General features: G+C 60.2%; 25 protein-coding genes. 14 read left to right on the top strand and 11 right to left on the bottom strand.

The window, feature by feature from the left end:
* Positions 1–98 precede the first annotated feature (98 nt).
* Positions 99–872 carry an SDR family NAD(P)-dependent oxidoreductase gene (locus IPM54_02145; protein MBK9258616.1) on the top strand — a complete coding sequence of 258 codons (774 nt, stop codon included), beginning with the start codon at positions 99–101 and terminating at the stop codon, positions 870–872.
* On the opposite strand, the gene IPM54_02140 is transcribed toward IPM54_02145, so the two are convergent.
* The 3 genes from IPM54_02140 to IPM54_02130 all read right to left on the bottom strand — a co-directional run bounded on the left by IPM54_02140 (position 869) and on the right by IPM54_02130 (position 4,338).
* Complete coding sequence (locus IPM54_02140; GenBank protein ID MBK9258615.1) at positions 869–2,035, bottom strand: acyl-CoA dehydrogenase; 1,167 nt, start codon at positions 2,033–2,035, stop codon at positions 869–871. The genes IPM54_02145 and IPM54_02140 overlap by 4 nt on opposite strands.
* Positions 2,036–2,240: 205 nt before the next feature.
* Positions 2,241–2,768: a hypothetical protein gene (locus IPM54_02135; protein MBK9258614.1), complete on the bottom strand. Its 528-nt coding sequence runs from the start codon at positions 2,766–2,768 to the stop codon at positions 2,241–2,243.
* A gap of 85 nt (positions 2,769–2,853) precedes the next feature.
* Positions 2,854–4,338, bottom strand: coding sequence for a hypothetical protein (locus IPM54_02130; protein ID MBK9258613.1), 1,485 nt, complete (start codon positions 4,336–4,338; stop codon positions 2,854–2,856).
* Between the two features lie 180 nt (positions 4,339–4,518).
* Between IPM54_02130 and IPM54_02125 the strand changes: the two genes are divergently transcribed.
* A complete protein-coding gene (locus IPM54_02125) occupies positions 4,519–5,298 on the top strand; it encodes a hypothetical protein (protein ID MBK9258612.1) in 780 nt (259 codons plus the stop codon).
* Between the two features lie 330 nt (positions 5,299–5,628).
* On the opposite strand, the gene IPM54_02120 is transcribed toward IPM54_02125, so the two are convergent.
* From IPM54_02120 to IPM54_02100, 5 genes are all read right to left on the bottom strand, one after another.
* Entirely contained in the window at positions 5,629–6,360 is a 732-nt protein-coding gene (locus IPM54_02120) for a hypothetical protein (GenBank protein MBK9258611.1), read from the bottom strand.
* A gap of 87 nt (positions 6,361–6,447) precedes the next feature.
* Positions 6,448–7,557: an arginase family protein gene (locus tag IPM54_02115; protein MBK9258610.1), complete on the bottom strand. Its 1,110-nt coding sequence runs from the start codon at positions 7,555–7,557 to the stop codon at positions 6,448–6,450.
* An 88-nt stretch (positions 7,558–7,645) separates the two neighbouring features.
* Positions 7,646–8,179, bottom strand: a complete 534-nt coding sequence (locus IPM54_02110) for a single-stranded DNA-binding protein (protein ID MBK9258609.1) — start codon at positions 8,177–8,179, stop codon at positions 7,646–7,648.
* Positions 8,180–8,255: 76 nt separating this feature from the next.
* The gene (gene recA / locus IPM54_02105) at positions 8,256–9,281 is read right to left on the bottom strand and encodes a recombinase RecA (GenBank protein MBK9258608.1); all 1,026 of its coding nucleotides are present in this window, start codon (positions 9,279–9,281) and stop codon (positions 8,256–8,258) included.
* A gap of 104 nt (positions 9,282–9,385) precedes the next feature.
* Positions 9,386–10,951 carry a YifB family Mg chelatase-like AAA ATPase gene (locus IPM54_02100; protein ID MBK9258607.1) on the bottom strand — a complete coding sequence of 522 codons (1,566 nt, stop codon included), beginning with the start codon at positions 10,949–10,951 and terminating at the stop codon, positions 9,386–9,388.
* Positions 10,952–11,271: 320 nt separating this feature from the next.
* On the opposite strand from IPM54_02100, the gene pqqA reads away from it, so the two are divergent.
* From pqqA to pqqE, 5 genes are read left to right on the top strand one after another with little or no spacing between them, the layout of a single operon-like run.
* Positions 11,272–11,400, top strand: a complete 129-nt coding sequence (gene pqqA / locus IPM54_02095) for a pyrroloquinoline quinone precursor peptide PqqA (protein MBK9258606.1) — start codon at positions 11,272–11,274, stop codon at positions 11,398–11,400.
* 6 nt (positions 11,401–11,406) lie between these two features.
* Entirely contained in the window at positions 11,407–12,336 is a 930-nt protein-coding gene (gene pqqB, locus IPM54_02090; protein ID MBK9258605.1) for a pyrroloquinoline quinone biosynthesis protein PqqB, read from the top strand.
* Positions 12,333–13,073: a pyrroloquinoline-quinone synthase PqqC gene (gene pqqC, locus IPM54_02085; protein MBK9258604.1), complete on the top strand. Its 741-nt coding sequence runs from the start codon at positions 12,333–12,335 to the stop codon at positions 13,071–13,073. Before pqqB ends, pqqC begins: the two co-directional genes overlap by 4 nt.
* A gap of 11 nt (positions 13,074–13,084) precedes the next feature.
* Positions 13,085–13,357 (top strand): pyrroloquinoline quinone biosynthesis peptide chaperone PqqD, encoded by a 273-nt coding sequence (pqqD, locus tag IPM54_02080; GenBank protein MBK9258603.1) that lies wholly within the window; start codon positions 13,085–13,087, stop codon positions 13,355–13,357.
* On the top strand, positions 13,354–14,448 hold the full coding sequence (gene pqqE / locus IPM54_02075) for a pyrroloquinoline quinone biosynthesis protein PqqE (protein ID MBK9258602.1): 1,095 nt from the start codon (positions 13,354–13,356) through the stop codon (positions 14,446–14,448). Before pqqD ends, pqqE begins: the two co-directional genes overlap by 4 nt.
* 81 nt (positions 14,449–14,529) lie before the next feature.
* On the opposite strand, the gene IPM54_02070 is transcribed toward pqqE, so the two are convergent.
* Complete coding sequence (locus tag IPM54_02070) at positions 14,530–15,777, bottom strand: PQQ-dependent sugar dehydrogenase (GenBank protein MBK9258601.1); 1,248 nt, start codon at positions 15,775–15,777, stop codon at positions 14,530–14,532.
* Positions 15,778–15,980: 203 nt separating this feature from the next.
* Between IPM54_02070 and IPM54_02065 the strand changes: the two genes are divergently transcribed.
* Entirely contained in the window at positions 15,981–16,412 is a 432-nt protein-coding gene (locus IPM54_02065; protein ID MBK9258600.1) for a hypothetical protein, read from the top strand.
* Between the two features lie 30 nt (positions 16,413–16,442).
* On the opposite strand, the gene IPM54_02060 is transcribed toward IPM54_02065, so the two are convergent.
* Positions 16,443–18,611: a hypothetical protein gene (locus tag IPM54_02060; protein ID MBK9258599.1), complete on the bottom strand. Its 2,169-nt coding sequence runs from the start codon at positions 18,609–18,611 to the stop codon at positions 16,443–16,445.
* A 142-nt stretch (positions 18,612–18,753) separates the two neighbouring features.
* Here IPM54_02060 and IPM54_02055 point away from each other — a divergent pair, with 142 nt between their 5' ends.
* Positions 18,754–19,410 carry an HAD-IA family hydrolase gene (locus tag IPM54_02055; protein MBK9258598.1) on the top strand — a complete coding sequence of 219 codons (657 nt, stop codon included), beginning with the start codon at positions 18,754–18,756 and terminating at the stop codon, positions 19,408–19,410.
* Here the strand turns inward: IPM54_02055 and IPM54_02050 are convergent.
* Positions 19,353–20,459 carry a hypothetical protein gene (locus IPM54_02050; GenBank protein ID MBK9258597.1) on the bottom strand — a complete coding sequence of 369 codons (1,107 nt, stop codon included), beginning with the start codon at positions 20,457–20,459 and terminating at the stop codon, positions 19,353–19,355. The genes IPM54_02055 and IPM54_02050 overlap by 58 nt on opposite strands.
* A 387-nt stretch (positions 20,460–20,846) precedes the next feature.
* Between IPM54_02050 and IPM54_02045 the strand changes: the two genes are divergently transcribed.
* The 5 genes from IPM54_02045 to IPM54_02025 all read left to right on the top strand — a co-directional run bounded on the left by IPM54_02045 (position 20,847) and on the right by IPM54_02025 (position 26,788).
* The gene (locus IPM54_02045) at positions 20,847–22,112 is read left to right on the top strand and encodes a PEGA domain-containing protein (protein MBK9258596.1); all 1,266 of its coding nucleotides are present in this window, start codon (positions 20,847–20,849) and stop codon (positions 22,110–22,112) included.
* A gap of 39 nt (positions 22,113–22,151) precedes the next feature.
* Positions 22,152–23,018 carry a hypothetical protein gene (locus IPM54_02040; GenBank protein MBK9258595.1) on the top strand — a complete coding sequence of 289 codons (867 nt, stop codon included), beginning with the start codon at positions 22,152–22,154 and terminating at the stop codon, positions 23,016–23,018.
* A 59-nt stretch (positions 23,019–23,077) separates the two neighbouring features.
* Positions 23,078–24,511 (top strand): insulinase family protein, encoded by a 1,434-nt coding sequence (locus IPM54_02035; GenBank protein MBK9258594.1) that lies wholly within the window; start codon positions 23,078–23,080, stop codon positions 24,509–24,511.
* Entirely contained in the window at positions 24,508–26,037 is a 1,530-nt protein-coding gene (locus tag IPM54_02030) for an insulinase family protein (protein ID MBK9258593.1), read from the top strand. The genes IPM54_02035 and IPM54_02030 overlap by 4 nt, the downstream gene beginning before the upstream one ends.
* A gap of 448 nt (positions 26,038–26,485) precedes the next feature.
* Positions 26,486–26,788: a hypothetical protein gene (locus tag IPM54_02025; GenBank protein MBK9258592.1), complete on the top strand. Its 303-nt coding sequence runs from the start codon at positions 26,486–26,488 to the stop codon at positions 26,786–26,788.
* Positions 26,789–26,851 lie beyond the last annotated feature (63 nt).

Below are 26,851 nucleotides of genomic sequence, written 5' to 3'. Positions count from 1 at the left end.
AGAAGCTTTGGCTTCGAGCGTCGCCGAAGATGCCGACCCCTGATGATGCGCAGCACAACCCAGGTGACGTAGGGTCCGAAGCGTAGTAAGACGCGGCCATGCACGTTGCCATTACGGGTGCTTCGGTCGGGATTGGTGAGGCGATGGCTCGCGCCTGGGGCGCCAAAGGAGCGTCGCTGACGCTGGTCGCTCGGCGTAAGGATCGCCTCGAAACGCTCGCCAAAGAATTGGGCGCCCAGACGAGCGTACACGAAGTGGATTTGTCGATCCCCGAACGCGCGACGGATTGGATTGCGCCGGCGGAGAAGGCCCTCGGGCCGATCGACGTGCTCGTGAACAATGCGGGCGTGCAGCATATCGAGCCTGCGGAGCTGGCGGTTCCGGAGGAGGGCGAGCGGCTCTTGCGATTGAATGTGTTTACGCCATTGCGGATCGTGCGCGCGGTGCTTCCAGGAATGCTCGAGCGCAAGAGCGGCACGATTGTAGATATTGCATCCATGTGCGCGATTACGCCGATGCCCGGAATGTATTATTACAATGCATCGAAGGGGGCGCTGGCGAATGCATCCGAGGGACTACGCGGGGAATTGCGTGACACGGGGATTCATGTCGTCACGGTGTATCCGGGGCCGGTAGCGACGGACATGGGGATCACGGGGCTCGGGAAATACGAATCGACCTGGGCATCGCGCCTGTCGCCGCTTGGCAAGTCGGACGAGCTTGCAAGGCTCGTGGTGCGTGCGGTGGACAAGAAAAAGGCGCGCGTGGTTTATCCAGGGTCGCTTGGGATTGCGCTATTGTTTCCGCGGCTGGCTCGATGGGTGACGGCGAGGCTGACGCCGCCGGTGAAGAGGTTGCCGAGTGGTGGCTAGCCCTTGATCCCGTATTCGGCTTGCAAGAGCTTTGCTATCGTCGAGAGCTGCATGTTCGACGTGCCTTCGTAAATCTTACCAATTTTCGCGTCGCGGTAATACTTCTCCGCGGGGTATTCCTTGGTAAAACCCACGCCGCCGAAAAACTCGACGCATTGCGATGCCGTGCGTTCGGCGACTTCGGACGCGAAGAGCTTGGCCATTGCCGCTTCCTTGACGAACGGCAGTCCGGCGTCCTTCAGGCGCGCCGCGTTGTACACCATGAGCCGCGCTGCTTCGATTTCGACGGCCACCCGCGCATATTGGAATTGCATGCCCTGAAAGCTCGCAATCGATTGGCCAAACTGCTTTCGGTCGCCCATGTATCGCATGGCATGATCGAAAGCTCCCTGCGCCGTACCAATCATCTGCGCGCCAATGCCAATCCGCCCCTCGTTGAGCGTTTCAATGGCAATTTTGTATCCCTTGCCGACTTCGCCGACCACGTTTTCCGCGGGCACTTCGCAATCCTCGAGCACCAGCTCGCACGTGCTCGAAGCGCGAATCCCAAGCTTGTCTTCCTTTTTGCCCACGGAAAAACCCGGAAAAGATCGCTCGACGATGAACGCCGTGATGCCGCGATATCCCTTCGACGGATCGACATTGGCGAATACCAAGAAGACCGAACTTTCATTGGCATTGGTGATCCAAAGCTTGCGGCCGTTGAGCACCCAGCGGCCATCTTTTTGCACCGCTCGCGTCGCGAGAGCAAATGCATCGGATCCACTGCCCGCTTCGCTCAAGGCATACGATCCAACCCACTCACGGCACAAACGCGGCAAGTATTTTTGTTTTTGCGCTTCCGTCGCCCAGCGCAAAAACGCATTGGCCACGAGGGTGTTTTGCACGTCGACGAGCACACTGATGCTGGGGTCGACGACGGCGAGCGCCTCGACGGCAAGGATCGCATTGAAAAAGCTCGACCCTGCACCACCATACGCCTCGGGAACTTCGACGCCCATCAAACCGAGCTCGAAAAGTGGCGGCAGAAGCCCGGACTCGACGGCACCTTTTTCGTCCATTGAGGACACGAGCGGGGCCACGCGTTTTTTGGCGTAATCGAGCACCGAGTCTCGAAAAAGCCGTTCTTCTTCCGACAGTTGCGTGAGCGGAGGATGCGACACGTTCAGAGCTCCTTGGATAATCGAGAGGCCGGATGATGAATCGCTCGGTGGCTGGTGTCAAATGGCTTGGGAGGGGCTTTCTGTTTGAAACAAGGCAAATTCGGGGGGTATGGGGGGGCCGAGCCTCGGCCCCCCCATCGTAAACTAGCCTCGCGCAGCGCGCGTCCCACGCGCGCGAAGCGAGCGTGCAAATTCTGGCCTGGTTTCACTGCCACTGCCAACGAACACGAACCATCGTGCCCGCAAGCCAGTGGTTGACAGGTTTGCCATCGATGAGCACGCCTTTTTTCTCTTCGGTGATGGCTACTTCGAGGTTTTTCCCGTTGATGAAGTCCGCCCCGATTTCCGCATCCGCAATCAAAAGCCATTGCGTTTCGGTCCCGGGCTTGTCGACGACCCTAAACACCTCCGCCTTGTTGCCCTTGAGCGGCTGCGTCGTGCTCGTCGACACGAGCGGCTCGACCAAAAGCTTCTTCCCCGCGCGAAGCTTGATCTTGCCGTGTATCTCGGCTTGGTGGATCACCACCTCGGTCGTGTACTTGAGCGGCGCAGATGCCGACGGCTCCGGCGGAGGCGGCGGCGGTGGTGGCGGAGGCGGGGGCACGACTGCCGTCGCGGACGGTTGAGGCGGCGGACGCACGGGTTCCGATTCTCCACCACAACCAAGCATGCACAGAATGAGCGAGCACGCAGCAGTCCACCGTGCAGCGCTCGTCAACGTCGTCATTCGCATCGAAGCTCCTTCACATCGAGCGCCCGAACCGAAGTTTCGAGCACCAAGTATCAAACGTTTTTCATTCATTGGAACGCCAACTACTTCACACGCCAGCCGCAATTCCAAGGCGTTTGCGGAGCGCGCCATACCTGTCGCCCGTGGAAAACACGATGAGGTCGTCGAGCAGCGCGGACGCATCTTGAACGTTCTCGAGCGCGAGCATCCGGTCGGCGACGCCCAGATCACCCGCAAGCAAGAAGCCGGCGCGAGCCGTCGTGCGATCGACGGCCGAGGCCCATCGTTGTAGGTTTGTCCGGCCACCCTCTTCGACAAACCGCAAGAATGCGCCGCGAAGTCGGTCGATTTGCACCGATTCGAGCAGCGGCTCGATGGCCCGCGCGATGGGCTCGACCTTGCGCTTCTTCGATTCGTGCAGCGGTAGCGACGGGCTACCGATGAGCAGCGCCGCAAGGAAAACATCCTCGAGGTCCGGCACGTCGGGAATCAAGAGACGCACGAAGTGATCTTCACGGAACCAAGCAAGGTGTTTGCCCGCGAGAAACGCGAGCTCCGTAGGCGAACGCCCCGAGAGCGCCAGTTTGCCCACGCGCAAAGCGGGCGGCAAATTCGGAACGACTTCGGCGCCGCCCGCAAAGTCGGGATCGGCAAACACGCCCGGCGAGGGCATGCCGAGAATGCTCGCCGCCCAGCCAAAACATCGTCCCACGGCGACGGTCGTGGTGCGAGGATCGAGACGTCGTTCGGGCGATAGCGTCGGAAGCGCTTTGCTACGACGAAGCGCAGCGACGCGACCAAGCAGAACGGCTGGCGCGATGACGGCAAAGATCTCTCCGGTGAGCACCTCTTGATCTTGGTGATAAAGCGACCTTCGCCAAAGATCGCCAGACAGCGACGTGGACGGCCTAATCAGACCGTTTGTCGCATAGGACTCGTGCACGGAGCGTTCGTCGTCATTGGCTGCGCCGAGCCACACGAGCGCATGGGCCACGCGGAACGCCAAGTCGGCGTCACTCTCACGATTCGCCGCGCGAAACAGGGCGCGAAGCGTGGCAACGTCGCGAGGATCATGACGAAGTCGCTTGTGGATCGTCTGGCTGTCTTCGGTTTCTTCAACCTTCGGCGAAACGAACCCCGAGACGTCGATTTCGACCGCGGCTTCGGCACGCGCCTCCTCGAGCTCATTCTCGAGCTCGGCGATGCGCACTTCGAGGCTTTTGACTCGGCGCTCGAGCGTTGCGATGTACGCATCGCGCTCGGCGTCCGTGCCGCGCAGCGAAGGACGCAATTCATCGCCGGGCGCGATCTCTTCGCGAACGCGCACTTTGTGCCGGGCTTCGTACGATGCGAGCAGCGCTTGTTCGAGTCTCCGGAGTCGTTCGGGATCGAGACCAAGCGCCGACGCTGCGCGCTCGAGCTCGACGCGCTCGTCCGCCGTGATCACTCCGTCTTCGAGCACCTCGGCGAAAAGTTGCTCGTAATATGCCTCGTACTTATCGACCTGGACGTGCCCGGACAGCTCGCCCGCCTCGAACGTCGCCGCATGCTCGAAGATCCGTTCCTCGCTCATCGAAGCCAGTGCCTCCCGCCGGTGTTGGTAACCGGCGGCGCGAGACTACCAAAACGTTGGGACCAGGTGTGCGGCGAATACGAGCGTATTGGTTGGCCTTGTTTCGGCTTGCAAATGTAGCTTGCCCGAAGCGAGCGACGCCTCTTCACGCGAAGAGCGTTTCGTGCTCCCATGCGCCGCGTGAGTAACGTGTTCGTTGGCTACATCTACGACAAACGGCGGTTTTCCGCGCGATTCATCGCCGGCTACTGGGCGAACGTCGAACCGTGCATTCCGAACGAGCGGCTCGTCCAGGTGGCGGTGAGTCCGCGGGTCGAAGCGGTGTTTTACTTCGGAACGCAATCGCTCGGCAGATCGCTCGAGTTCGGATATGGCTGCGAGGCATTGATTCGTGATGGTTACGCCGGAGGGCCAGCCCGCAAGCTGCTCGAAGCAGGAAACACGGATTTTCAATATGCCGTGTGGGTCGCATCGGAAATATCCGAATACGATGTTTCGATTTGTTATTCGGGCAATGCTCTCGAAGGACGCGCAATGATCCGCGGACAAGCCGAACGGGTATCCGTCGAGAACAATTCCGTGCAATATCACGAGGTTGTCCGACTTGCGCAAAGTCCTCAGGAGCTCGGAATGGTCGTCGATGGTTCGACGACGTTCGACGAAGAGGAATACCAGCGGCGCCTCACGGAAAAGGAAGAACCGTTTCGACCGGGGCTGCTCGTGCACGACGAGATTGGTGTACCGCGAGGAAAGGTGATGGACGCGCAATCCAATGCGCAGATGGGTTCCGGCACGGTGCTTTGGCCCGAAGGAGGTCCGGTGGATACGCCGGAAATGCGGCGCGAAAGCCTGAGCATGCTCGCGCCGAATTCGCCAACGATCCCGATATGGGCCCACTTGGTGAATGAATCCGCGACCATGAGCGCTCGGATGTTGTCCCGACGGCGCCGGAAGGGTTGAACTACAATATCATTCGGCTCGAATCCGGGCCAAGAGCGCTTCTCGAGCCCCAACCCCGCGTAAGCACCCCCCCCACCCGCGCTCATGGCGTCCTCGCGCCGCTCGGACTAGCGTCATGGCTGCATGGCGACGCCTGCACGATGCGAAACGCAGGATTCTCGAGACGATCCGGCATGCAAAGGCCAGTCCCGAACGGTAGTGAGGGACTTTTGAATGTGTAGCGCGGGATTTCAATCCCGCGCGGGGGTGCAAAACGGGTTGAGTTAGCGCTCATGCCCCCATACCCCCCGGATTTGCCTCATTCCGAATAGTACGGCGCTTTCGATCCGCTCACTTCTTCTTTTTCTTCTTCTTTTTCGGCGGCGGAGGCGGCTCGTCTTCCTCGTCTTCGTCCGCCACCGGTGCAGATCCCGATCCGAGCGACGCATTGTATTTCTTCGCCACGGCATTGGCGCGCGCCGGATCGTCAATGGGATGCTCACGCTTGACCTTGGCAATACCGATCCAAGTCAATACACCACCAACCGACACCGTAAGCAGCCCACCCGTCATGAGGTAAGGCGTCCATGAAGGCGACGTCTCGATTCCGTTGGAATCCGTCGTCGTAAGCGCAGGCCCAAGAATGATGCCCGCAAGCGCCAGCGCCCCACCACCAATCAACAAACCTATCCCCACCTTGTTCATCGTGACGCCAGATTGCCGCGAAGCCGCAATCTCTTTGGCGCTCGCAATGTCGCCCCCAATGCGAAAGAAATCTTGATCGTCGATGGGCGTATCGCCCTGAAAAACCTGCCATCGCGTAACGTCGTACGTGCCCGTGCGATTCTCGTACACTTCAGACGTTCCAATCACCCGCCCCGACGAATCGCGGCTGACAACCTCACCCACCTTCGCTTGCGTGGTATACGTGTGGGTCTCCGTACGAACTTCGACGTTGAGGGGTTCCCCTGTGGACTCGATGCCGGTTTTGGGAAGACTCGCGCATCCCCACGCTCCTGATGCGAGAAAACCGGAAACGAGGAGCGATGCGCAGGAAACGCGACGAGATGGAATCGACTGCATGCATGCCTCCGACTGATTTGTCCGGAGCAGAGCGGAGTCGAGCACGTTTGTCAACGCCAAACCGACATCCACAAAACGAAAGACAGACTACGTTCCCAGAGCTGCTCGAATCGTTTCTTCAAAGTACCTAACGGCAAGCCCCACGGTGCGCCGCTCGCTGTCGGGTTTTGGGCGCAAGGGCGGCGCAACTTCCATGATGTCGCCTGCAATGATTCCTATGTCTCGGCCAAGACGCCGAATGAGCTCGACGAGGAAATCAGGCTCGAGGCCTCCAGGCTCGGGCGTGCCCGTTGCATCGGCCCAGGCTGCGTCCGTGCCATCGATGTCATTGGAAAAGTAAACGCCCGTGATCCGACGCTCTCGCAAATGAGCAATGATGGCTTCAATGGCCCCGCTGGGATTTTCCAAGCATTCTTTGGCCCAAAACTGCCGCACACCCAGATTCGATTCCCAATGACCGCGATCGTGGCGTGTTGCTCGAATTCCCACCTGCACGAGCCTGCCATCGCGCCCGAGGAGCTCATTGGCGTGGTACGACCACGTGCCAAAACATATTTTGACGCCCAGACGTTCGGGCAAAAGATCCGTATGCGCGTCGGGCTGCACGATACCCCATCGATCCTGGCGATGACGCGACAGTGCCACGGCGACTGGCCATGCCGTGGAATGGTCGCCACCGATGACGAAAGGTTTGACTTTTGGATTGATTTGAAAAACGAGATCGAGCGCTCGTTCGGCAATGGAAAGAGGTGATACGGGCAAACGCGCGCTCACGGCCGGCGCGACCGACGGATAAACCGCTTTACGGGACGCACTCTTTTGAGCCTCGCCGAGCATGTCGTCGTGGAGTAGTTGCGGCACGACGAACACATCGCCAATATCGACGATGCCAAGGCTTTCTGCAACAGCCGGCCATTCGGGATGTTCTTCGATGAGACGAGCTCGAATGGCTTGGGGGCCCCAGTTTGCCCCGCGCACGACACCTCCACCAACATCGGATGGAATGCCGAGGATGATACCGCGCGCCGATGCAATGCGATCAATCGCGGCACGAAACGCAGCGTCGACTTCCGCATCACTCGAAACTCGATAGAGAGCGCGCTGAATGGCAAGCTGCTCAGCGCGCCCGGTGGAAACGAGGTGAATGCCGCCGGCGGCGGGACGCAAGAGGATCGCGAGCTCTTCGGACGGGGTCATGATGGTGGGAGGTTAGCACGAAGGGGACGCCGGACGAGGTTCCACGCCGAAAAACCGAATCCCCAGCGTGGAACCAGCGCCCACGTGATCAGTGCGGGTACGGCTCGACCTCGTGCACGGGCATTCGATGCGCCGATGCGGCCCCTCGCCGACTGCGATGCGAACGCGTCGTCGACGCTGCAGGTCGCTCGTCGATGACGACCGGCGACTCCTCGGGCAGCGGCGTCATTTCCTCGGGTACGAAGCTTTCGTCGGGCTCGCGTAGCGACGGAGAAATGTCCGGCATTCGTGGACCACTGCCGGTAAAACGGATGTCCCGCGCGTGAATTTCGGTTCGATAACGTTTCACGCCGTCTTTTTCATACGAAGACGTCCGCAAGGTCCCTTCGACGAGCACGCACGTTCCTTTCGTCAGCACCCGCGCAATCCCTTCGGCGCGCGACCCGAACATGACGACGCTGTGCCATTCGGTTCGTTCCGTCAGATCGCGATTGCGGTCGAGAAACGATTCATTGGTCGCCATGCGAAAATGCATCACCGCCGTGCCGCCGGACGAGTATCGCAGCTCCGGTTCCGTGCCGAGGTTGCCGAGGAGAAAAACCTTGTTCATTCCGTCGCTCATGGTCGTATCCCTTTCCTATGCAATGCGTTTCTGCTTCTGCTTTTCCCGAGTTTCTACCCATTCATCGCTTCTGCGCTCAGTTCTGCGTTTCCTTCGCACGATTGGTGTGCGCTTGTTTTTCCATGCTCACCATGATTGCCGTGCGAAGTGCCGACATGAGGCGCGGATCCGCCAAGATCGCCTCACGCGATCGCTCGCGCCCCTGCCCGAGGTGTTCTCCGCCAAACGACATGTGCGCGCCGCTTTTCTCGATGACGCCGAGCTGACACCCGTAATCAATGAGGTCCGCAGCTTCGTCGATGCCCTTGCCCCAGCGCAGGTCGAATTCGGCTTCCTTGAATGGCGCGGCCATTTTATTTTTCACCACCTTGACACGCGTGCGTGAACCGACCGCTTCATCGCCGACTTTCACGGTTCCGATGCGACGAACATCCATGCGGACGCTCGCGTAAAACTTCAATGCATTGCCGCCCGTCGTCGTCTCCGGACTGCCAAACTGCACACCAATCTTGTGACGAAGCTGATTGATGAACACGAGCACGGTATCGGTGCGATTCACCACGGCAGTGAGCTTCCGCAATGCTTGGCTCATGAGCCGAGCTTGCAGACCCATGTGCGCCTCGCCCATGTCACCGTCGATTTCCGCCTTGGGCACGAGCGCCGCAACGGAATCGACGACGACGATATCGACGCCGCCGCAGCGAACGAGCATTTCCGCGATTTCGAGCGCCTGTTCGCCGCAATCCGGTTGCGAAAAAAGGAGCTTGTCCGTGTCCACGCCGATCGCCTTCGCGTAATTGATGTCGAACGCATGCTCGGCATCGATGAACGCCGCGACGCCTCCCTCGCGTTGCGCTTCCCGAATGGCGTGCAATGTAAGCGTCGTCTTGCCGCCGCTTTCCGGGCCGTATATCTCGATGATGCGACCGCGAGGATATCCGCCAATGCCGAGCGCTTGACCGAGCGCAATCGAGCCCGAACCAATGAAACGTGCGCTCGTCACTGTCTGGTCACCGAGGGGCATGATGGTACCTTTGCCGTATTGCTTTTCGATGGAGCCAACTGCGGTTTTGACTGCCTTCGACTTTTCGACCATTTCCATCTGCATGTGCGTATCCTCTCTTCCTTTTTCTTTGCTTTTCACTCAATCGATGATCTGCGCCCCTCCGCATGCGGAGAAGCTTTTCGAAATTCAGTGAGCTTGCCTCAAGCGGTCGCGGCCACGTCGCCAGACGGCGTGCGACCATCGGACCTGTCGAGCAATCTCGAGCAAATCGCTTCGCTCACGTGATGCGCCTTGACGCCTACGCTTCCGTCCAAATCCGCAATGGTCCGCGCCACACGAAGAACTTTGCTATAAGCTCGTGCGGACAAACCCAGGCATTCGACGGCTCGAGCGAGTAGCGACAGGCCCGCTGCATCGGGCGCTGCCACGCGTTCGAGGTCCCGCGGACCAAGCTCGCCATTCGTTGCCACGGTCGTTTCTTTCGCCAAACGCCGCGCCGCTTGAATCGCCCGCGCCGCAATGACCCGCTTTTGCACCTCCAAGCTGCTTTCGCCTCGAGTTTTGCCCACGATGTTTGCGACATCCACGGGCGGCAGCGGAACGTGCAAGTCGATTCGATCGAGCAGCGGCCCCGACAAACGCGCTCGGTACATTCGCACGCGCTCCGCTGAACACGTGCACCGGCGCTGCAGTTCCCCGTAAAACCCACACGGGCACGGATTCACCGCCGCGATCAAGAGCGGCCTCGCCGGAAAGGTGGCCCGACTGCGCGCTCGGCAAATGGACACGATGCCGTCTTCGAGCGGTTGTCGCAATACCTCGAGCGCTCCGCGTTTGAATTCGAGCAGCTCGTCCAGAAAAAGGCAGCCATGATGCGCAAGCGATACTTCACCTGGACGAATCGGATCGCCTCCTCCAACGAGCCCGACGGGGCTCACGGTATGATGCGGCGCACGAAATGGCCGCACCTGCACAATGCCGCGTTCGGGCTGCAAGAGTCCCGCAATCGAATGCAGCGCCGTAATTTCGAGCGCTTCTTCGTCCTCGAGCGGCGGCATGATCGTCGGCAACCGCCGCGCAAGCATCGTTTTGCCCGCACCGGGAGGGCCCATCATGAGCAAATTGTGTCCGCCCGACGCGGCAATCTCGAGCGCCCTGCGAGCCGTATGCTGCCCTCGCACATCCGAAAGATCCACATAATCGACAGGCACGATTGCCGCCGCCACGGGCCGTTGACCCACGGTTTCGAGCGGTTTGCCCCCACCGAGCGCCATGACGACATCCGCCAAATGCTCGGCCTTGTAAACTTCAATGCCTTTGACGCTGGCGGCTTCCGGGCCATTGAGCGCCGGTACGATGGCCCGACAAACCCCTTGCGCCGCAGCACCTCGAAGCGCTGGAAGCACGCCGCGCACCGGACGAATCGCGCCCGTCAGCGACAATTCCCCGAGAAATGCAATTCCCGCAAGAGCATTCGCTGGGACCTTGCGCAACGCGCCCAAGACCGACATTGCAATGGCCAAGTCGAATCCGCTGCTGCTTTTGCGCAAATCCGCGGGAGCAAGATTGACCGTAATCACGTGTTCGTCGAGAGCAACTCCAATCTGCGACAAAGCCGCTCGAACGCGCACGCGGCTTTCGCGCACGGACGCTTCGGCCAAACCCACGAGGTGAAAGGCCGAAGGGCCTCGCCCCGAATCGACCTCGACACGAACCGGGTACGCATCGAGCCCTACGAGAATGAATGTCAACGCCGTCGCTTGCATGCCAAACGCTATATGCGACGACCGTGCCAACGGGTTTTACATCAAAAACCTCGGGATTTTCAAAGATGACTTGGCGTCAAAAGGTGGCGGCCGCCATGGCGGAGCCTGGCGGCCGCCAGAGGGCGACATTACAATGAGTGATAGGTTACGAGACTACGGCAATCCCAGCAGACACGCGTTGCTGTTGCGGCATTGCGCGTCCGGTCCCCCCCCCCCCCCCCCCCCCCCCCCCCCCCTCCAGGTACACCGCCCGAAACGAAAGGTGCGTCAGCTTGCCACCGCTCGCCTGACACCTATGAGATCCAAGTGGAGGGAGGCGCATGGACAAGAAATCTGCCTGGAAAACGCCGAAGGTCGTCGAGATCCCCGTAGGATTGGAAATTGGCGCATATGCACCTCCGGAAATCGACCGAGAGCGCCTCGTGAAACGACCGCCACCCCGTGAGTAATCGACAATGTCGCTCGTGATCAGGGTCCTGGGTTCCGGCGCCGGCGGCGGAATACCGCAATGGAACTCGACGGGAGCGGCTTGCGCACGGGCGCGCAAGGGAGATTCCGCCTCACCTCGACGGGGACAAACCTGCCTTTGCGTGAGCGCTGATGGTCATCATTGGCTGCTGCTCGACGCATCGCCGGACCTGCGCGCCCAAATCGAGCAATGCGTCGATCTCTGGCCGGATCCAACGCACGGACCTCGCCATTCGCCCATTCTCGGCGTCGTGCTGACCGGAGCAGACGTCGATCGCATAGCAGGATTGCTCTCGCTGCGCGAATCCCAGCCCTTCGCACTTTACGCAACGCGCACGGTGCTCGCAGCGCTCGACGAAAACCCCATTTTCGACGTCCTCGCCTATTCGTCCGTCCCTCGACGGCATTTACCGCTTCATAGGGAACTGGAACTTTTCGGGCCGAACGGCGAACCTAGCGGCATTCTCGTCGAGGCGTACGCGGTGCCGGGCAAGGCGCCCTTGTGGCTCGAGAGCCGCGCCGAAAGCGGAGATCCGGAGTATACCGTCGGACTTCGCGTCCGCGCGACACGCGGCGGGGCGTCCTTCGATTACATCCCAGGCTGCGCGGAAATCACGGACGCACTGCGCGATCGCCTTCGAGGGTCGGCGCTGCTTTTTTTCGACGGAACGCTTTATCGTGACGACGAGATGATCACGTCGGCTGCGGGCCCAAAGACCGGGCGAAGAATGGGTCACGTGAGTATGTCGGGGCCGGATGGAGCCATGGATGGATTCGCAGATGTCGATATAAATCGAAAAATATTCATTCACCTGAACAACACGAACCCTGCCCTTCTCGCCGATTCCCCCGAACGGCGCATCATCGAAAACTGCGGGTGGGAAGTCGCGTGGGACGGAATGGAGGTTCGGTTATGACAGAGCCTGCTGCGCTCTCGCCCGATGCGTTCGAGGCAAAGCTTCGGGAAATCGGCAGCGAGCGTTATCATCACAAGCATCCTTTCCACGTGCTGATGCGCGACGGGAAGCTCGGGCGCGGGCAAATCATGGCCTGGGCGCTGAATCGATACCATTACCAATCGATCGTCCCCCGCAAGGATGCAGCCATCATCTCGCGAATGGAGGATCCTGCATTACGACGCATATGGCGGCAGCGATTGGTGGATCAAGACGGCGCGGATGGTTCGGGCGGCGTGGATCGATGGCTCGTGCTAACCGATGGGCTCGGGCTCGATCGCGGCGATGTCATGGCTGGCAGAGGCATTTTGCCTGCGACGCGATTCGCGGCAGACGCGTATTTGCATTTCGTTCGCGAACGCCCGTTACTTGCTGCCATTGCGTCATCGCTCACCGAGATGTTCGCGCCGTCGATCATTGCAGAGCGTGTTGCGGGCATGCTCGCGCATTATCCATTCATCCAAAGCGAGACGCTGGCCTACTTCAATGCAAGGCTCACGGAAGCGCCGCACGATGCCGATTTCGCGCTCGCCTGGGTGAAGCGCGAGGCACGTACGGCCGCGGAGCAAAAGCTCGTCATGGAAGCATTGTCGTTCAAATGCGACGTGCTCTGGGCGATGCTCGACGCGCTCCATCACGCGTATGTCGCGCCGGGGCACGTCCCGCCGGGTGCATTCGTCCCAGAAGAGGAAATATGAAGGCGCGGGCAATGATTGATGGGGCGAGCGTGCTGCGGCTCGGCGCACGCGTCCGATTGCGCCACGATCCCGCGCGCGGCGCGTTCGTGTTGCTCGCGCCCGAGCGTGTTCTATTGCTCGACTCAATCGCCGCGACGATTCTGCAATCATGCGACGGACAAACGAGCGTCGATACGATGACGAATAAGCTCGCCGAAACATTCGCGGGCGAGCGCGAACGCATTCGTGCGGATGTGATGACGTTGCTGCAAGACCTCGCCGACAAGGGGCTCGTGGTGACATGAGTGGTGTGCCGCCGCCTCTCGCGCTGCTGCTCGAGCTTTCGCATCGGTGTCCGTTGCAATGCCCGTATTGCTCGAATCCCGTGCATCTCGATTCTGCGAGGGAAGAGCTCGACACGGAGACGTGGATGCGGGTGCTGGAACAAGCGGCGGATTTATCGGTGCTTCACGTGCACTTTTCCGGCGGCGAGCCTGCGGTGCGGTCGGATTTGGAGGCGCTCGTGGGCCGCGCGGCGGGTCTTGGGCTTTACACGAATCTCATTACGTCGGGGATGCTGCTGGATCGGGCGCGCATCGGGGCGCTCGCCGAAGCGGGGCTCGATCACGTGCAGATCAGCGTGCAGGACGCGCGCGCCGCGCAGGCCGACGCGATTGCGGGATATGCCGGGGCGCACGAGCACAAGCTCGAAGTTGCCGAATGGGTACGGGAGCATGGGATGTCGCTGACGCTGAATGCGGTCATCCACGCGAGAAATGCCGAACGCGTGGGCGGAATCATTGAATTGGCGCATACGCTGGGCGCTGGGCGTGTGGAAATTGCGCACGCGATTCACCATGGTTTTGGGCGCGTGAATCGCGCGGCGCTTTTGCCAGCGCCCGAAGCGGTGGCGGACGTGCTTTCCGTCGTGGAGGAGGCGCAGGAGAAATTCGTCGGCGTGCTGGTCATCGATTACGTTCCGCCGGATGCGTATGGGAAGCTGCCGAGGGCGTGCATGGGCGGATGGGGGCGGCAATTCATGAACATCACGCCGAAAGGTCTGGTTTTGCCTTGTCATGCGGCGGAAACGATTCCCGGGCTCGTCTTCGATTCGGTGCGTGAGCGCGATTTGCGCGCGATTTGGGAGCACTCCGCGGCATTCCAACGATTTCGAGGCACAGCGTGGATGCATGATCCTTGCCGGAGCTGCGAACGGCGCGATATCGATTTTGGTGGATGCCGCTGCCAAGCGCTCGTGCTGACGGGCGACGCGGCGAATGCCGATCCGGTGTGCGAGCGATCGGAGCACCATGCAGTTTTCGCGCAAAGCGTGGAGGAAGCGGATCGCCGCCGATTGCCGCTCGTCCCGCGCCGGCCAAGCGTGAGGAAACGTTAGATGGCGCAAATACCAAATTATATTCTTTGCGCCTCTGCGTCTTTGCCCCTTTGCGTTTGTTTCTTTTTATTGAATAGCGCGTCAGCGAGGGGACTCGCTGGATTCGGCAGGCGTGAGGCGCAGCAAATCTCCCGCTGCGGCGTCGACGATGACGAGGATGGCACCATCGGGCGCCTGGGCGACGTCGCGAATGCGCCTTTTCATGTCGATCCGTTCTTCAATCGCCACGCGCTCGCCATCCAGGACCAACCGGACCAGAGCTTGCGACGAGAGTCCGCCGACGAATATGCTGCCGCGCCACTGCGGAAAAAGCGCGCCGGTGTAAAACATGGCGCCTGAGGGGGAGACGACCGGCGTCCAGCTTCGAATGGGCGCCTGGTATTCGTTGGTCGTTCCGTGGCTCGGGATCAGCGTAAGGGCGGCAGAATAGGAGGGATGACGATAATGAGCGCCGTTGCTCACGACCGGCCAGCCGTAATTGCGCCCTTTTTCGATGAGATTGACCTCGTCGCCTCCTCGGGGGCCCATCTCGAAGGTGTACATCCGACCCGAAACCGGATCGATGGCCGCGGCGAGAGCATTACGATGACCGTAACTCCAGACGTCGCCGCGCGCGCCCTTTTGTCCGACGAATGGATTGTCCGTCGGAATCGATCCGTCGCGGTTGATCCTCACCACTTTGCCGAGATTCGATCCGAGGTTTTGTGCCGGCTCGAAGCGCATTCGGTCGCCGGAGGTGATGAAAAGCGTGCCGTCTTTTGCAAACAACAAGCGATGACCAAAATGGCCTCGTCCCACGGTCTTTGGCGTCTGGCGCCAGATGACCTGCGTATCACGCAGCTCGTTGCCGACGAGCCTTCCGCGCGCAACGGCGCCTCCGCGTACGATGTCGTCGGTCAAATCGACTTTGCCCAGGCGAAAATCGCCCGTTTCTCCAAGGCTCGACGGCTGCACTTTCGCGGCTTCCACGTACGACAGGTAAATGAACCTATTCTGGGTGAAATTGGGATCGACTGCGACATCGAGCAAACCTCCTTGGTCGTTGGGGCCGCGATACACCACCTTCGGCACGCCTCGGATCGGCTTCGACATTTGGCCGTTTGCCCAGATACGCAGCCGTCCCGGCTTTTCCGTGACGAGCAGCCTGCCATCGGGCAAGAACTCCATACCCCACGGAAATTGTAATGTCGCCAGGCGCTCGACGCTGAGCTTTCCCGAGCTCGAGGAAACTGCGTCCGGCGTGGCTTGGGCCTCGGCGAATGCGTGTGGTGCCAATCCAAGAACGATGCTCACCGTGGCCGTCACGCGAGCCATGAACGATAAACGCATACGTCACCCCTTCCCAGCGACCGCGGTCACTCGTGACCTCCCGTGCTCTGTTGATGATGAATCCCTGAACGCTGCATCGTCATTGGGGAACGACCGTACGGGCAGCGCAGCCGGGGCTTGACGATGCGCTCCGTCATCGGGAGGATCGTGGCGATTTGTGCAAGGACTCTGGCGCTCGCGGGCGCATGCGGCTACGTTAAGCCATGCACTCCGATGGTTACTTTGCTCTCGTGCTCGATCCAGCATCCGCGAGCGTGTTACGTCAATCGTTTGCAACGCTCGCATACCCCATCGCGCATCATTGCACCGTGCGATATGGAACGGATCGTCCCGCGGACTTGCCATATCCATTTCGTGCAAAGGATTTGGGGCAAAGGTTTCTCTTGAGAATCATGGGCTATGGTCGAGCCGGCGACAGGGTCGAAGCGGTCGTGGTTGCTTTGGTTTTACCTGACGGTACGCTGCTCGAACGAGGTTTTACCGAAAATGCCATTCCACACGTCACGGTCGCGACGGACGGCGTCGAAGAACCGGTGCGGGCAAATGACGCGCTGGAATCGGTTTACGTGCGCTTCAACGGCCCGATTCTCGAAGCGACGCTCGAGCATACGCGGGTGTCGAGCAAACAGCTCTGAGGAATGGAAGCACTGGAGGTCAGCGAAAGGTCAACGTGACAGCTTGCCGAGCAGTGCGCGCGCGCGACCTCGAAACCCTTCCGCTTCCGTACCGATGGACGCAATACGCGTGCGCAAATCCTTGATTCGCTTTTCATGCTCCAAAATGGACGCCGAAAACCTCTCCGCATCGTTTTTCGACTTCGTCACCGCCAAGTAACCTCGAAGCCGTTCGACATCGGTCAACGCTTCCGCCAAATCTCGGCGGCGCTGCGGCAGGAGACTCTCTCGAGCTTCCGCATCGACGAGCATATTTGCTGCATCTTCGAGCTTCTGTTTTTGCGCCACGGGCAACTTCGGCGACTGCGCAATCGATCGCAACGCCCTCGCATCGAGCTTTGCAATCGGTGTTCGCCGAGAAAGACCTTCGTCCGTTTCGATGCGTCGCACCTTCTTCGACCTTGCTTCGGCCGCAAACACGGCGAGCGGTTTTTCCGTCACGAAATCGAAATCGAGCTCGTCGGCACCTTGCACGGTCGCGTTTCGCACGAGCCTCAAATTCAAAAACACCGTGCGTGGCGTGCCACTGCGATTCTCGATGGTGTAATCCGTTCGGTGGTGCCGAATGAAGTGTTCGATGAGATGATCTCCGTCTCCCTCGACGAGATGCACCGTCTCCGTGACGTCGTCCGTGTTCAATTGCAATTCGACGTCGATGTCCGTTCCAAATGCCAAAAGGCGAATCTCGGAAGGCTTCAGACGATCGATCTCCGCTTCACCGGCAAACCCGCCATCGGCAAAGAATGCAACGGGACCCGCGGGCAATGTTTGCTTGGTGTCGTTTTTGATTCGCGCAGCGCTCCGACCCACGTCCCCGGCATCGGAAAACCAGACGATGCGCCTGGCCGAAATGGATTGTTGCAAAAATGGTACGAGCGCCGAGCCGCGCGGCCGTAAATCAATGGGGTTCGCGAGCGAATATCGGAAAAGCGCGCCGGACTCCATTCCCTCGGCTTCCGCAATCTTCGCAAGATCTCCCACGGAAAGCACCGTGCTTTCGCCCGATCCCGTGCCCGTTCCGGAACCGTGCCCAATCGTTCCAATGCTGCCGAGACCTATGCCCTCACCCCGTCCACCACCACCTTCACCAACCCCGGACAAACCCAATCCACCCACACCGAATGAATCTCCAATGGCTTCGCTCCACATCGCATCAGCCGTGCGTCCAATGAGCTGAGGCACCGTGGAGAGCGCTTCTGCAGGGGCACGAAGCTCACGACGAGCATATCGAGGCGCCGCGAGCGGATAAAGGAACGAATCGGGACGCCCATTGACGAGCTCGATTTTGACTTTTTTCCACTCCTCGTCGGTATCGTTGTGCACGAGCGCCCAACCTTGAAGCGTGCCGCGTTCGGCCTTGGGATCGAAAACCATTCGATACGTCGATCGCCATACGGGTGCTTCGGCAACGTAGCCAATCGTCACGTCGCCCGTACTTTCCGCCAAGATGCGCAAATCACGACGCGATGAAGCGCCTTGCGAAGATGCAACCGATACGCTTGCACCAAGGCGCGCAGCAAGCGCCGGATCGGTGGGTTTGACCCCGACCACATCGGACAAGAAAAACTTCCTTATTTCGGCATCGTTCGTCAATACGAGCAATGTCGTTTCGCGTCGAACGGCACAAGGCAATGTCCCCGAAGCCGTGCCCTTTTCCGGTTTTGCCGCATCGATGGGCGCTACCGGCAAACACGGTCCTCCATCGGCATCGGACGGTTCGAGCACATCGACGAGCTTTCCTCGCACGGTTTCTCGCGACGTACGCAATTCGACGGCGCCTCCCTTGAGGCTCCGGAGCATTCCCGCATGCGAAACGCCGGTCTCCTCCGCCGGCAAACCTGCAAGCGCCCGTCCCATTTCCACGCTGATGCTGCTAGCGAACTCAATCCCCGCAACGCTCGTTTTTCCGTCCGTTCCCAGCACGACGAGCGTTTTCAGGGCATCGTCGAGATGCGATGCGGGCACCGGCAGTCCCAGTCCCACGCCGCGCCCTACCCTGCCCGATCGCTCGAAATACCCTACCCCAGCTTCGTACAAGCGAACGGTCTTCAGCGGAAGCGAAGCTGCTCGAGGCGGCGCAACTTGCGCAACAGCAGGAGCTGCGGACGTAAATGCGGCAGCCAAAAGGGCGATTGAGACGAAGCGAGCTGTGGGAATCATAGGTCGGGTGCCTCGAGTGACTTTGCGAGCCGGCGGGCAGCGACACGCAGCTCGAGCAGAGGTTCCCGGAAAATCGCCGCACGATCTCGAGTGTAAAAATGCAGTATACACGCGGGTCAGAACGTGATAACCGGCATCGACAATGCCTCGCTACTCGACCGTGCTCTTCGATCTCGACGGAACACTGCTGGATTCGACCCGGCTCATCCTCGACAGTTTCCATCATACGTTTGCCAAACACGGTTTGCCCGCGCAGCCCGATGATACATTCCTAGCGGGCGTGGGGACTCCGCTGCGTGTCGAATTCGCGAAACATTGCAATCGCTCCGAAGAAGTGGAAGCCATGATTGCCACGTATCGGGAGTACAATTTCCAGCATCACGACCGGATGGTGTCTGCATTTCCGGGGTCGGTCGCGTGCGTTCGAACGCTCGCTGCGGCGGGCGTACGTCTGGGCATCGTGACGAGCAAGGGTCGGCACGGCGCCCAAATTGGGCTCACGGCGCTCGAATTGCTCGATGTTTTCGAAGTCGTGGTGTGTGCCGAAGACGTGACGCGACACAAGCCGGATCCGGAGCCGGTGCATCATGCAATGAACCAGCTTGGGTCGAGTCCCGGACAAACGCTGTTCATTGGGGATAGCTTGCACGACATGCGTGCGGGTCGGGGCGCTCGCGTGTCGACGGGAGCGGCGCTGTGGGGCCCGTTTGCTCGAAAATCGTTGGCGCTTACCGAGCCAACCTATTTTTTCGAGGCTTTCGACGACGTCACGTCGCTCGTTTTGGACGCGCCCCAATAACGAACCAAATCGGGCAGTGCGGTCGTGGAAAATTGAATGAGGTGGAGCATGTGGGTCATCGGGCCCGATCCATCGTATCCGCGCACGTGCAATTCGCCCTGATGCGCCTCGGTGAGCGGTTCGAGCGGCCGCATGTAGGCGTTCGGCACGACGTTTTTCATCGCCACGAGCGTGGGTAAGGGTTGTTCTACGCTCGTGGGACGACGGCGCATGTTCACCCAATCGAGCACGAAATCCGTCGTTTCGTGCGCGTTGTGATACCCGTACGTCGCGATCTCCGAATGCACGATCGTGAGCAGTGCGTCCCCTCGAACGGCTTTTTCAGCATATTTGCGAATTGGATTGATTTGATCGGGCTTGAGCTTTTTGGAATGCGGGTCGTATCCGCAATGAATGGAATCGATGAGGACGATGGCATTGATTCTGTCGAAAAATTCGTCGTGCGCTAGGATTTTGATGATGCCGCCATATCCAGAGCTCCACGCAGACAAACCAATGCGCCGAAGCCGAGCATTCTTCAATCCTCGGGTTTTCATCACGTTCTGCGCGCGCGAGAGCATGAGGCGCATGCCCGCAGGATCCGCAAAACGGTCTTCGTACACGCCCGAGCCCACGCCGAGATTCAAAATGGCGATGACCGCATTGACGCCCGCGAAGCCGTAACTTTCCTCGACGAGGTCCGTGTTGCCATTGAGATGCAAGACGAGATCGTACTGTCCATCGGCGGATTCGAAGGAAGGCGGAAACATGAGCAGACCGCCCGCAAGCGGCGCACGCCACGAGCGATCGAAATGCGCATCCGCGCGTGTGGAAGGTGCCGAGCTCGCAGCGGTCGCGACAGTGCCCGCGTGATCTTGCAATGCAACCGCAGACGCAGACGGCATGGGCGTGGGCACCACTACATCCGGCAGCGTCACATGTGCAAGCGGCGCGGAGAGCGTCGGCAACGTGCTGGCGCGGGATCTCGAGGAAGCCACGAGGGTTCCAGAGACCAGTGCAATGGCTGCAAGGGCGACGAGAATCCAGGTGGTATGGTGGTGACGAGACATCCGAGCATCTACCAGAAAACCGGAATTGTGGACGATGTCAAGCCCTTACGTCGGAAAGAATCGATTCGAACGGTCAAGATAGTCACAGTACAAAGTTGTGACGACAGCGGATCGATTGACGCGTTCGAGGACCGACGTTCCGATACGGGACGTGCTTCGTGAACGGCTGAATGCGAAGAGCAACTCATTGGATCCGAGGACGGTCGCCGAACGAACGCGCGACAAACCCGGCCCGGGGCAGGTCGTCGTGACAAGTCCACTCGAGCCTTCGTGTGCGCGGCCGGTGATTGTCTGGGAAGTCGGGTGACCGGTCGAGAAAAGGTTCGGCGGGGCGAGCCACGGAAGGTACGTACTTTTTTCTTGAGTATGCTGCGTGAGTGAGTTTGAATGACGCCGATGGAACGACACGACTTGCCTCGACCGGATTACGTGGCCGGATTTTCGACGAAGGCCCGCCGGAATTTCGGTGCGCGCTGCGCGGTGCTGGGAATGTTGCTTACGGCGAGCCTGATGGCATTGCCGGCTCGAGCGGCGGACGCACCCAAGGCGGGAGCCGCGGCACCGGCCAAACCTGCGGCACCGGCCAAACCAGCAGCAGCACCCGCACCGGCCAAACCGGCAGCAGCACCCGCGCCGGCCAAACCGGCAGCGGCACCCGCGCCAGCCAAACCTGCACAGCCCGCGGCGGCGACGCCCGCGCAACCGGCGTCCCCGGCGACGCCTGCGACGCCTGCAGTTGCGCCACCGGATGCGGCCAAAGCTGCGACGGATGCGCAAAAAGAAGCCGCCAAGAAAGTCGACGAAGGGACGAAAGCCCAAAAGGCGGGGCAACACGACAAGGCGCGGGAAGCGCTCGAAGCGGCGTTCAAGTTGACGCCCACGCCTGAAATTGCATTGGCGCTCGCGAAGAGCGAAATGCAGCTCGGTAAAGCGCGGCAGGCGGCCGAGCATCTTTCGTTTTACCTACGAAAAGCCGAAGGGGCCAAACCCGACGACCGGCAAGCCGCGGAAAAACTTTTTGCCGAAGCAAAAACGAAGGTCGGTTCGGTCATCGTCACGGTGGATGTCGAGGGCGCAGAAGTTTTCATGGATGGGGCATCCGTGGGCAAAGCGCCGCTTCCCGGGCCCGTTTTTCTCGACCCTGGGGCGCGAGCGTTCGAGGCTCGTAAAGAAGGCTCCGAGCCCGTGAAGAAGCAAGTCGATGCCGTGGCGGGCCAAGAAGCGACGCTGCAATTCACACTGATGGCACCGCCGCCGCCACCTCCACCGCCGCCGCCTCCTCCGCCTCCCCCGCCGCCGGCCAAAAACCAAACGCTCATCCTCGCAGGATTCGGCGTTGCTGGAGGGCTGATGCTCGTCGGGATCGGAACGGGCATTGGCTCGGCAGTGACGGATTCGAACAGCGTGTCGCAATGGAACGACAACAAATGCGCGCGTGCAAATGCGCAATGCGTGGCGGATTTCAACGATGCGCAAGACACGAGCGTCGCGCTCGGTAATACGTCGTGGGCGACGCTGGTGCTCGGAGGCCTTTTGGGTGGAGCGACGGCGGCGTATGCGTTTACGGATTTGTTCACGCCCAAAAACCAATCAGCGCCTCAGGCGCGCGTCGTCGTGACGCCGGGCGGCGTCATGGTGCAGGGTAGCTTTTGATCGGGGCCTTTGGCCCATGGAAGGAATGAGGAGCTTGGAATGAAGATCGTTCGCGCATCGATGACATTGGCGGTGCTGCTTGGCGCTGCATTAGCGAATTTCGTGGGTTGTACCGCGGATGAACCGCCGCCGGACAACCCCACCGGCGGAACGGGTTCGAGCAGCTCGAGCGGCATGGCGACGACGTGCGGCGACGGCAAGCTCGACATGAACGAGACGTGCGACGACGGGAACAATTCGCCCAATGATGGTTGCACCGATTGTGCAGTGGACGCGTGCTACACTTGCACGTCGGAAGCGGGAGCACTGAGCACGTGTGCGTTCGCTTCGGCGGGTGAGCCGTGTGAATCGACGAAAGTTTGCAACGGCGCGGGCGCCTGCGTCGAATGCATCGTCGACGCGCAATGCCCAGGTGGTTACTGCTATCAGAATGCGTGCGCCAAGTGCGACGATACCATCAAGAACGGCGACGAAACGGACGTCGACTGTGGTGGCGCGAATTGCAGCACGTGCGGCGACGGAAAGATGTGCGGCGTCGGAGGCGATTGCACGTCGACGTTCTGCACGGACGGCGTCTGCTGTGGCGAAGCATGTGACGGCGCGTGCGTCGTTTGTAACCTCGAGGGGTCCAAAGGCGTATGCGACTTCGTTGCCAAGTACGGCACCGATTCCAGCGACGGCATGGGCGGCACATGCGACGGAACCAAGGCTTGTAATGGTCTCGGCGGGTGTGGCGGAGCGCTCGGCGAACCGTGCACGGGACCGACTCAATGCGCAAGCGCCAGGTGCGGCGATCCGGATGGCGACGGGACGAAAACGTGCGTGAAAAACACGGGCGAAGCGTGCACCGACAACAATGAATGCTTCAGCGGCACGTGCGACCCCGGCACGATGATGTGCATGTGATCTCAGGCGGCTGACCATGCTTGGTTTTTCCAATCGAGCATGGTAGAGTCGCCGGCTGCATGCTCACTCCCCTGCGCCACCGCGCATACGTCCCTCTCGCCACGCTACTCTGCGTCCTGAGCATATCGAGTTTGCCCTCGGCCGACCCCAAAAAGTCGCCGGGACAAACCGAAGCGCCCCTGGCTTTGCCGCTCGAAATCAAACGCGTCACGCTCGACAATGGTTTGCGCGTCGTGATGAACGTCGATCACGCATCGCCCACGGTCGCGATTGCCGTCACGTACGACGTCGGATCGCGTGACGAAGAGCCGGGTAAAACGGGATTTGCGCACACGTTCGAGCACCTGATGTTCGGGGCGACGAAAAACCTCGCCGAAGGGCAATTCGAGGCGCTCGTCGTTGGGCGCGGCGGGTTTCTCACGGCCATCACGGCCGTCGATCGCACGGCGTACTACATGGTGGTCCCGGAAAACGAGCTCGCGCTCGGGCTCTGGCTCGAAGCCGAACGCATGCGATTCATCGACGTCAGCGCGGCATCGTTCGAAGCGGAACGCAAGGTCATCGAAGAGGAGTACCGGCTTCGCGTTGCGAATGCACCTTACGGGCGCGCGTATTGGCGCACGCAGGAACTTGCATTCGACGGGTGCTTTGCCTACGGACACGCACCTCCAGGCGCTCCGCAGGACCTTGCTCGCGCCAAACTCGAGTGGGTACGCGCTTTTCATGCGGCACATTATGGTCCGAATACCGCCGTGCTGTCCTTGTCGGGCGATTTCGATCCCGACACGGCAATGACGCTCGTGCACCGTTATTTCGACGACATTCCACGTATCCAAGCCAAACCATTTTCTGAACCGACCCTTGCCGAACCTCGAGCGGAGCGCCGCGAAGTCATTCAGGATCCGCTGGCTCGCGTGCCCGGGCTTTCGTATGGGTTCGTCTTGCCAAAACCTCTCACCCGAGAACACGACGCGCTACGTTTTGCTGCAATGATTCTCGGCGACGGCGAGCGCGCACGATTGCCCTCCCTGCTCGTACGTGACAAAGCCCTCGCAACGGCGGCAACGGCGAGCATCGACGAATATAACTTTGCCACGGGGCCGGGGCTTCTTCGCATGGAAATTCGCTTTTCGCAAGATGCCACCATTGCAGAAGTGGAAAAGCACGTGGACGCCATTTTGAACGACCTTGCCGCGCGTCCCCCATCATCCGAAGAAATGCTGCGCGCTCGAAGGAGACTCGAAACGGCGCTTGCGCTGCGCCTCGCATGGACGCGAGACCGGGCCATCGATTTGGGCAAGTACGAGCTCTCTTTTGGTGACGCGCGGCTTCTCACGCGAGCATTCGATCGATTTGCCGCGGTCACTGCGGATGACGTGCAAAAGGCAGCAGTGAAGTTTTTGGACAAGAATAGACGCGCCATCATCGAATCGCACCCTGCTCCGAAAAAACCCGACGCCGATGTGAAAACCGCGGCGGGAGGTGCACCATGAAGCGCCGATTCGCATCGTTTGCCGCTGCATGCATTGCAATCGGAGGTTGCGCGAGCAGCACGCACACGTCGGTCGTCCCGGTGCGTAAAGACAAACCAACGCCACCACCGGTCGTCGAAGCCCAAGCGCCCAAAGAGCCGCCTCCCGAATCGTTTCCAGCGCGACCGTTCACGCCAGCACCGGCCACGTGGGCAGAGCTCGGCAATGGGCTGAAGATCGTGAGTCGCCGCGACAAAGCCGTGCCGATCGCTCATTTGCGCATTGCCGTTCTTGCGGGTTCGTCCGTGGATGGAGAGGCCACGGGGCTATCCGCGGTATGCTCGAGGGCCGTTGCTTCTTCGGGTGCGGCGACGCTCAGCGATACCGAGCTCCAGGGGAAACTCGAGACGCTGGGGGCATCGCTGAACGTCGACGTGGATGTGGATCGAGTGGTCTATGGGCTATCGGTCGTCAAAGATCGCATGCCCGAAGCATTCGATTTGCTCGCGCAGGTCGTCACGAAGCCGCGCCTCGGCAATGACGATATCGTCCGCGTGCAAAAGCGCCTCGCCGAAGAAGCCGCGGACAATGCGCGTGGAGATGGACGGTGGGGCGCCATGATGATGCTGTATCGGGATTTATTTGCTCTGCCGAGTGAATATCATCCTTATGCCTCGTACGACGCAACGGTCGACGACATCAACAAGCTCAAACCGGGTGATTGCAAGAATTGGCACCGTCGTTTTTTCGTACCGAGCAACATGCTCGTCGCGGCATCGGGAGACGTCGACCCGGTCGTGTTACAATCCGCGGCCCAAAAGGGATTGGGTAAACTTCGCAAAGCCTCTGCACCGTCGATATCGTTTACGGATCCATTGCCTCCCGGATCGATGAAAATCACGCTCGTCGACAGGCCTGGAAGCGAGCAAAGCGAAGTGGCCGTGGGCACTCTGGCGCCAAAACAAGACGAACCCACGTACCCATCGTTTCTCGTGGCCGATCAGGTCGTCGGTGGAACCTATACGGGTCGTCTTTTCACGGACCTGCGGGAAAAACGCGGGCTGGCCTATCTTTCCTTTTCGAGCGTCGATTCGTATGCCAATGGCCCGTCCGTGTTTTATCTGTACGCACAAACGCAAAACAGCTCGACGGGCGAAGCGCTCGCGGCTCTTCTGGATCACGCACAAAAGATGGTCACCGAAGCGCCGACGGCAGCCGAGAACGAAACGGCATCGCGGTTTCTTGCCGGATGGCACTCGATCGATGCCGGTGTGCCCGGAAAAACCGCAGATTCGCTGTGCGATTCATGGGTGAACAAACAACCGGACGACGCTCCGGAAGAACTGGCGAAGGCCATTCGGAAAACGACACCCGAATCGACGCAAAAAGCGTTCGCGGAGTATGTGCGACGGGGGCACATGATTGTCGTGGTTTCGGGTGACGTATCGAAGGTGGGCGCTGCGCTACAACCCTTCGGAGAAGTCAAAGTCGTCGATCCGATGCGGAATTTTGCTCGGATCAAAACGCTACCTGCGACAAGAAACTGACTCTGCGCCGGGTGCGCATGGTTTGCGTGGGCTCATCGCGCGATCGAAATGGACTCGCTCGTCCACTTTGCATTCGTGCAAGGCTTCTGCCGTGCTCGCGGGAGCAGAGCTGCCGAATTCAAAGCATTTGCGCGGTCCTCGGGAGTTGGCCCGATGGTTGCAAAAGGACGAGCAAGGCCATGCAGACGGTGAAACGGCATGGTCCTCGGCGGAGCGCCTGGGCTCGCTCCCCCGAGGACTGCGCCGATTCACGCTGTGGCGTCGAATTGTCGCGCGCGCGAATCCTACGCAACCAAGCGTGACGGGAGCCCACACGCGTTTCGTGATTTGAATCACATTTTGTTAGCGACACACGCTTTTTGTGCGAGGCTGACTACTGAACAAGCGGCCTGAACAAAAAGTTGTCAAAAACTATGCACGCGTTCAGTGGATGGTGTAGGGTCGGTTCATGATGACCCCGCAACATATCGCCCCTTACATTCTCCGCGCGTTGGCCAAAGCACAGACCGAGGGTCGGTGCATGGATCTCGAGACGTTGTCGCGAGAAATCGAGGTACGTAAAGTTGATGTGCGCAAGGCCGTGAGTGCGCTGCATCACGAAGGATTGCTCGATGCCTTGCGTCTGCGCTTGTCGCTCGAGGGTTTTGCCCTGGGCAGAGCGCTTTTGGCCATCGAGCTTGGGCCGATTCGGCGGCCGGAGCAAGCTGCTGAGACACCTGAACAAGCTCCCAAGCGTGTCGAAGCAGCGTGAGGAGCGAGTTGTCACGGGGGTGCCGCAAGTGCTTGGCCGTGGGCCGTTCTGGGAGTATGGGAT

It is taken from the genome of Polyangiaceae bacterium, from assembly GCA_016715885.1.
GTDB lineage: Bacteria > Myxococcota_A > Polyangia > Polyangiales > Polyangiaceae > Polyangium.
This window is presented reverse-complemented; position numbering and strand designations above follow the sequence as displayed.

Bases quoted from the DNA above. Each gene is read 5' to 3' on its own strand.
- IPM54_02145 (MBK9258616.1), top strand. From the start codon at position 99: ATGCACGTTGCCATTACGGGTGCTTCGGTCGGGATTGGTGAGGCGATG.
- IPM54_02135 (MBK9258614.1), bottom strand. From the start codon at position 2,768: ATGCGAATGACGACGTTGACGAGCGCTGCACGGTGGACTGCTGCGTGC.
- IPM54_02130 (MBK9258613.1), bottom strand. From the start codon at position 4,338: ATGAGCGAGGAACGGATCTTCGAGCATGCGGCGACGTTCGAGGCGGGC.
- IPM54_02120 (MBK9258611.1), bottom strand. From the start codon at position 6,360: ATGCAGTCGATTCCATCTCGTCGCGTTTCCTGCGCATCGCTCCTCGTT.
- IPM54_02115 (MBK9258610.1), bottom strand. From the start codon at position 7,557: ATGACCCCGTCCGAAGAGCTCGCGATCCTCTTGCGTCCCGCCGCCGGC.
- IPM54_02110 (MBK9258609.1), bottom strand. From the start codon at position 8,179: ATGAGCGACGGAATGAACAAGGTTTTTCTCCTCGGCAACCTCGGCACG.
- recA (MBK9258608.1), bottom strand. From the start codon at position 9,281: ATGGAAATGGTCGAAAAGTCGAAGGCAGTCAAAACCGCAGTTGGCTCC.
- IPM54_02100 (MBK9258607.1), bottom strand. From the start codon at position 10,951: ATGCAAGCGACGGCGTTGACATTCATTCTCGTAGGGCTCGATGCGTAC.
- pqqA (MBK9258606.1), top strand. From the start codon at position 11,272: ATGGACAAGAAATCTGCCTGGAAAACGCCGAAGGTCGTCGAGATCCCC.
- pqqB (MBK9258605.1), top strand. From the start codon at position 11,407: ATGTCGCTCGTGATCAGGGTCCTGGGTTCCGGCGCCGGCGGCGGAATA.
- pqqC (MBK9258604.1), top strand. From the start codon at position 12,333: ATGACAGAGCCTGCTGCGCTCTCGCCCGATGCGTTCGAGGCAAAGCTT.
- pqqD (MBK9258603.1), top strand. From the start codon at position 13,085: ATGATTGATGGGGCGAGCGTGCTGCGGCTCGGCGCACGCGTCCGATTG.
- pqqE (MBK9258602.1), top strand. From the start codon at position 13,354: ATGAGTGGTGTGCCGCCGCCTCTCGCGCTGCTGCTCGAGCTTTCGCAT.
- IPM54_02070 (MBK9258601.1), bottom strand. From the start codon at position 15,777: ATGCGTTTATCGTTCATGGCTCGCGTGACGGCCACGGTGAGCATCGTT.
- IPM54_02065 (MBK9258600.1), top strand. From the start codon at position 15,981: ATGCACTCCGATGGTTACTTTGCTCTCGTGCTCGATCCAGCATCCGCG.
- IPM54_02060 (MBK9258599.1), bottom strand. From the start codon at position 18,611: ATGATTCCCACAGCTCGCTTCGTCTCAATCGCCCTTTTGGCTGCCGCA.
- IPM54_02055 (MBK9258598.1), top strand. From the start codon at position 18,754: ATGCCTCGCTACTCGACCGTGCTCTTCGATCTCGACGGAACACTGCTG.
- IPM54_02050 (MBK9258597.1), bottom strand. From the start codon at position 20,459: ATGTCTCGTCACCACCATACCACCTGGATTCTCGTCGCCCTTGCAGCC.
- IPM54_02045 (MBK9258596.1), top strand. From the start codon at position 20,847: ATGACGCCGATGGAACGACACGACTTGCCTCGACCGGATTACGTGGCC.
- IPM54_02040 (MBK9258595.1), top strand. From the start codon at position 22,152: ATGAAGATCGTTCGCGCATCGATGACATTGGCGGTGCTGCTTGGCGCT.
- IPM54_02035 (MBK9258594.1), top strand. From the start codon at position 23,078: ATGCTCACTCCCCTGCGCCACCGCGCATACGTCCCTCTCGCCACGCTA.
- IPM54_02030 (MBK9258593.1), top strand. From the start codon at position 24,508: ATGAAGCGCCGATTCGCATCGTTTGCCGCTGCATGCATTGCAATCGGA.
- IPM54_02025 (MBK9258592.1), top strand. From the start codon at position 26,486: ATGATGACCCCGCAACATATCGCCCCTTACATTCTCCGCGCGTTGGCC.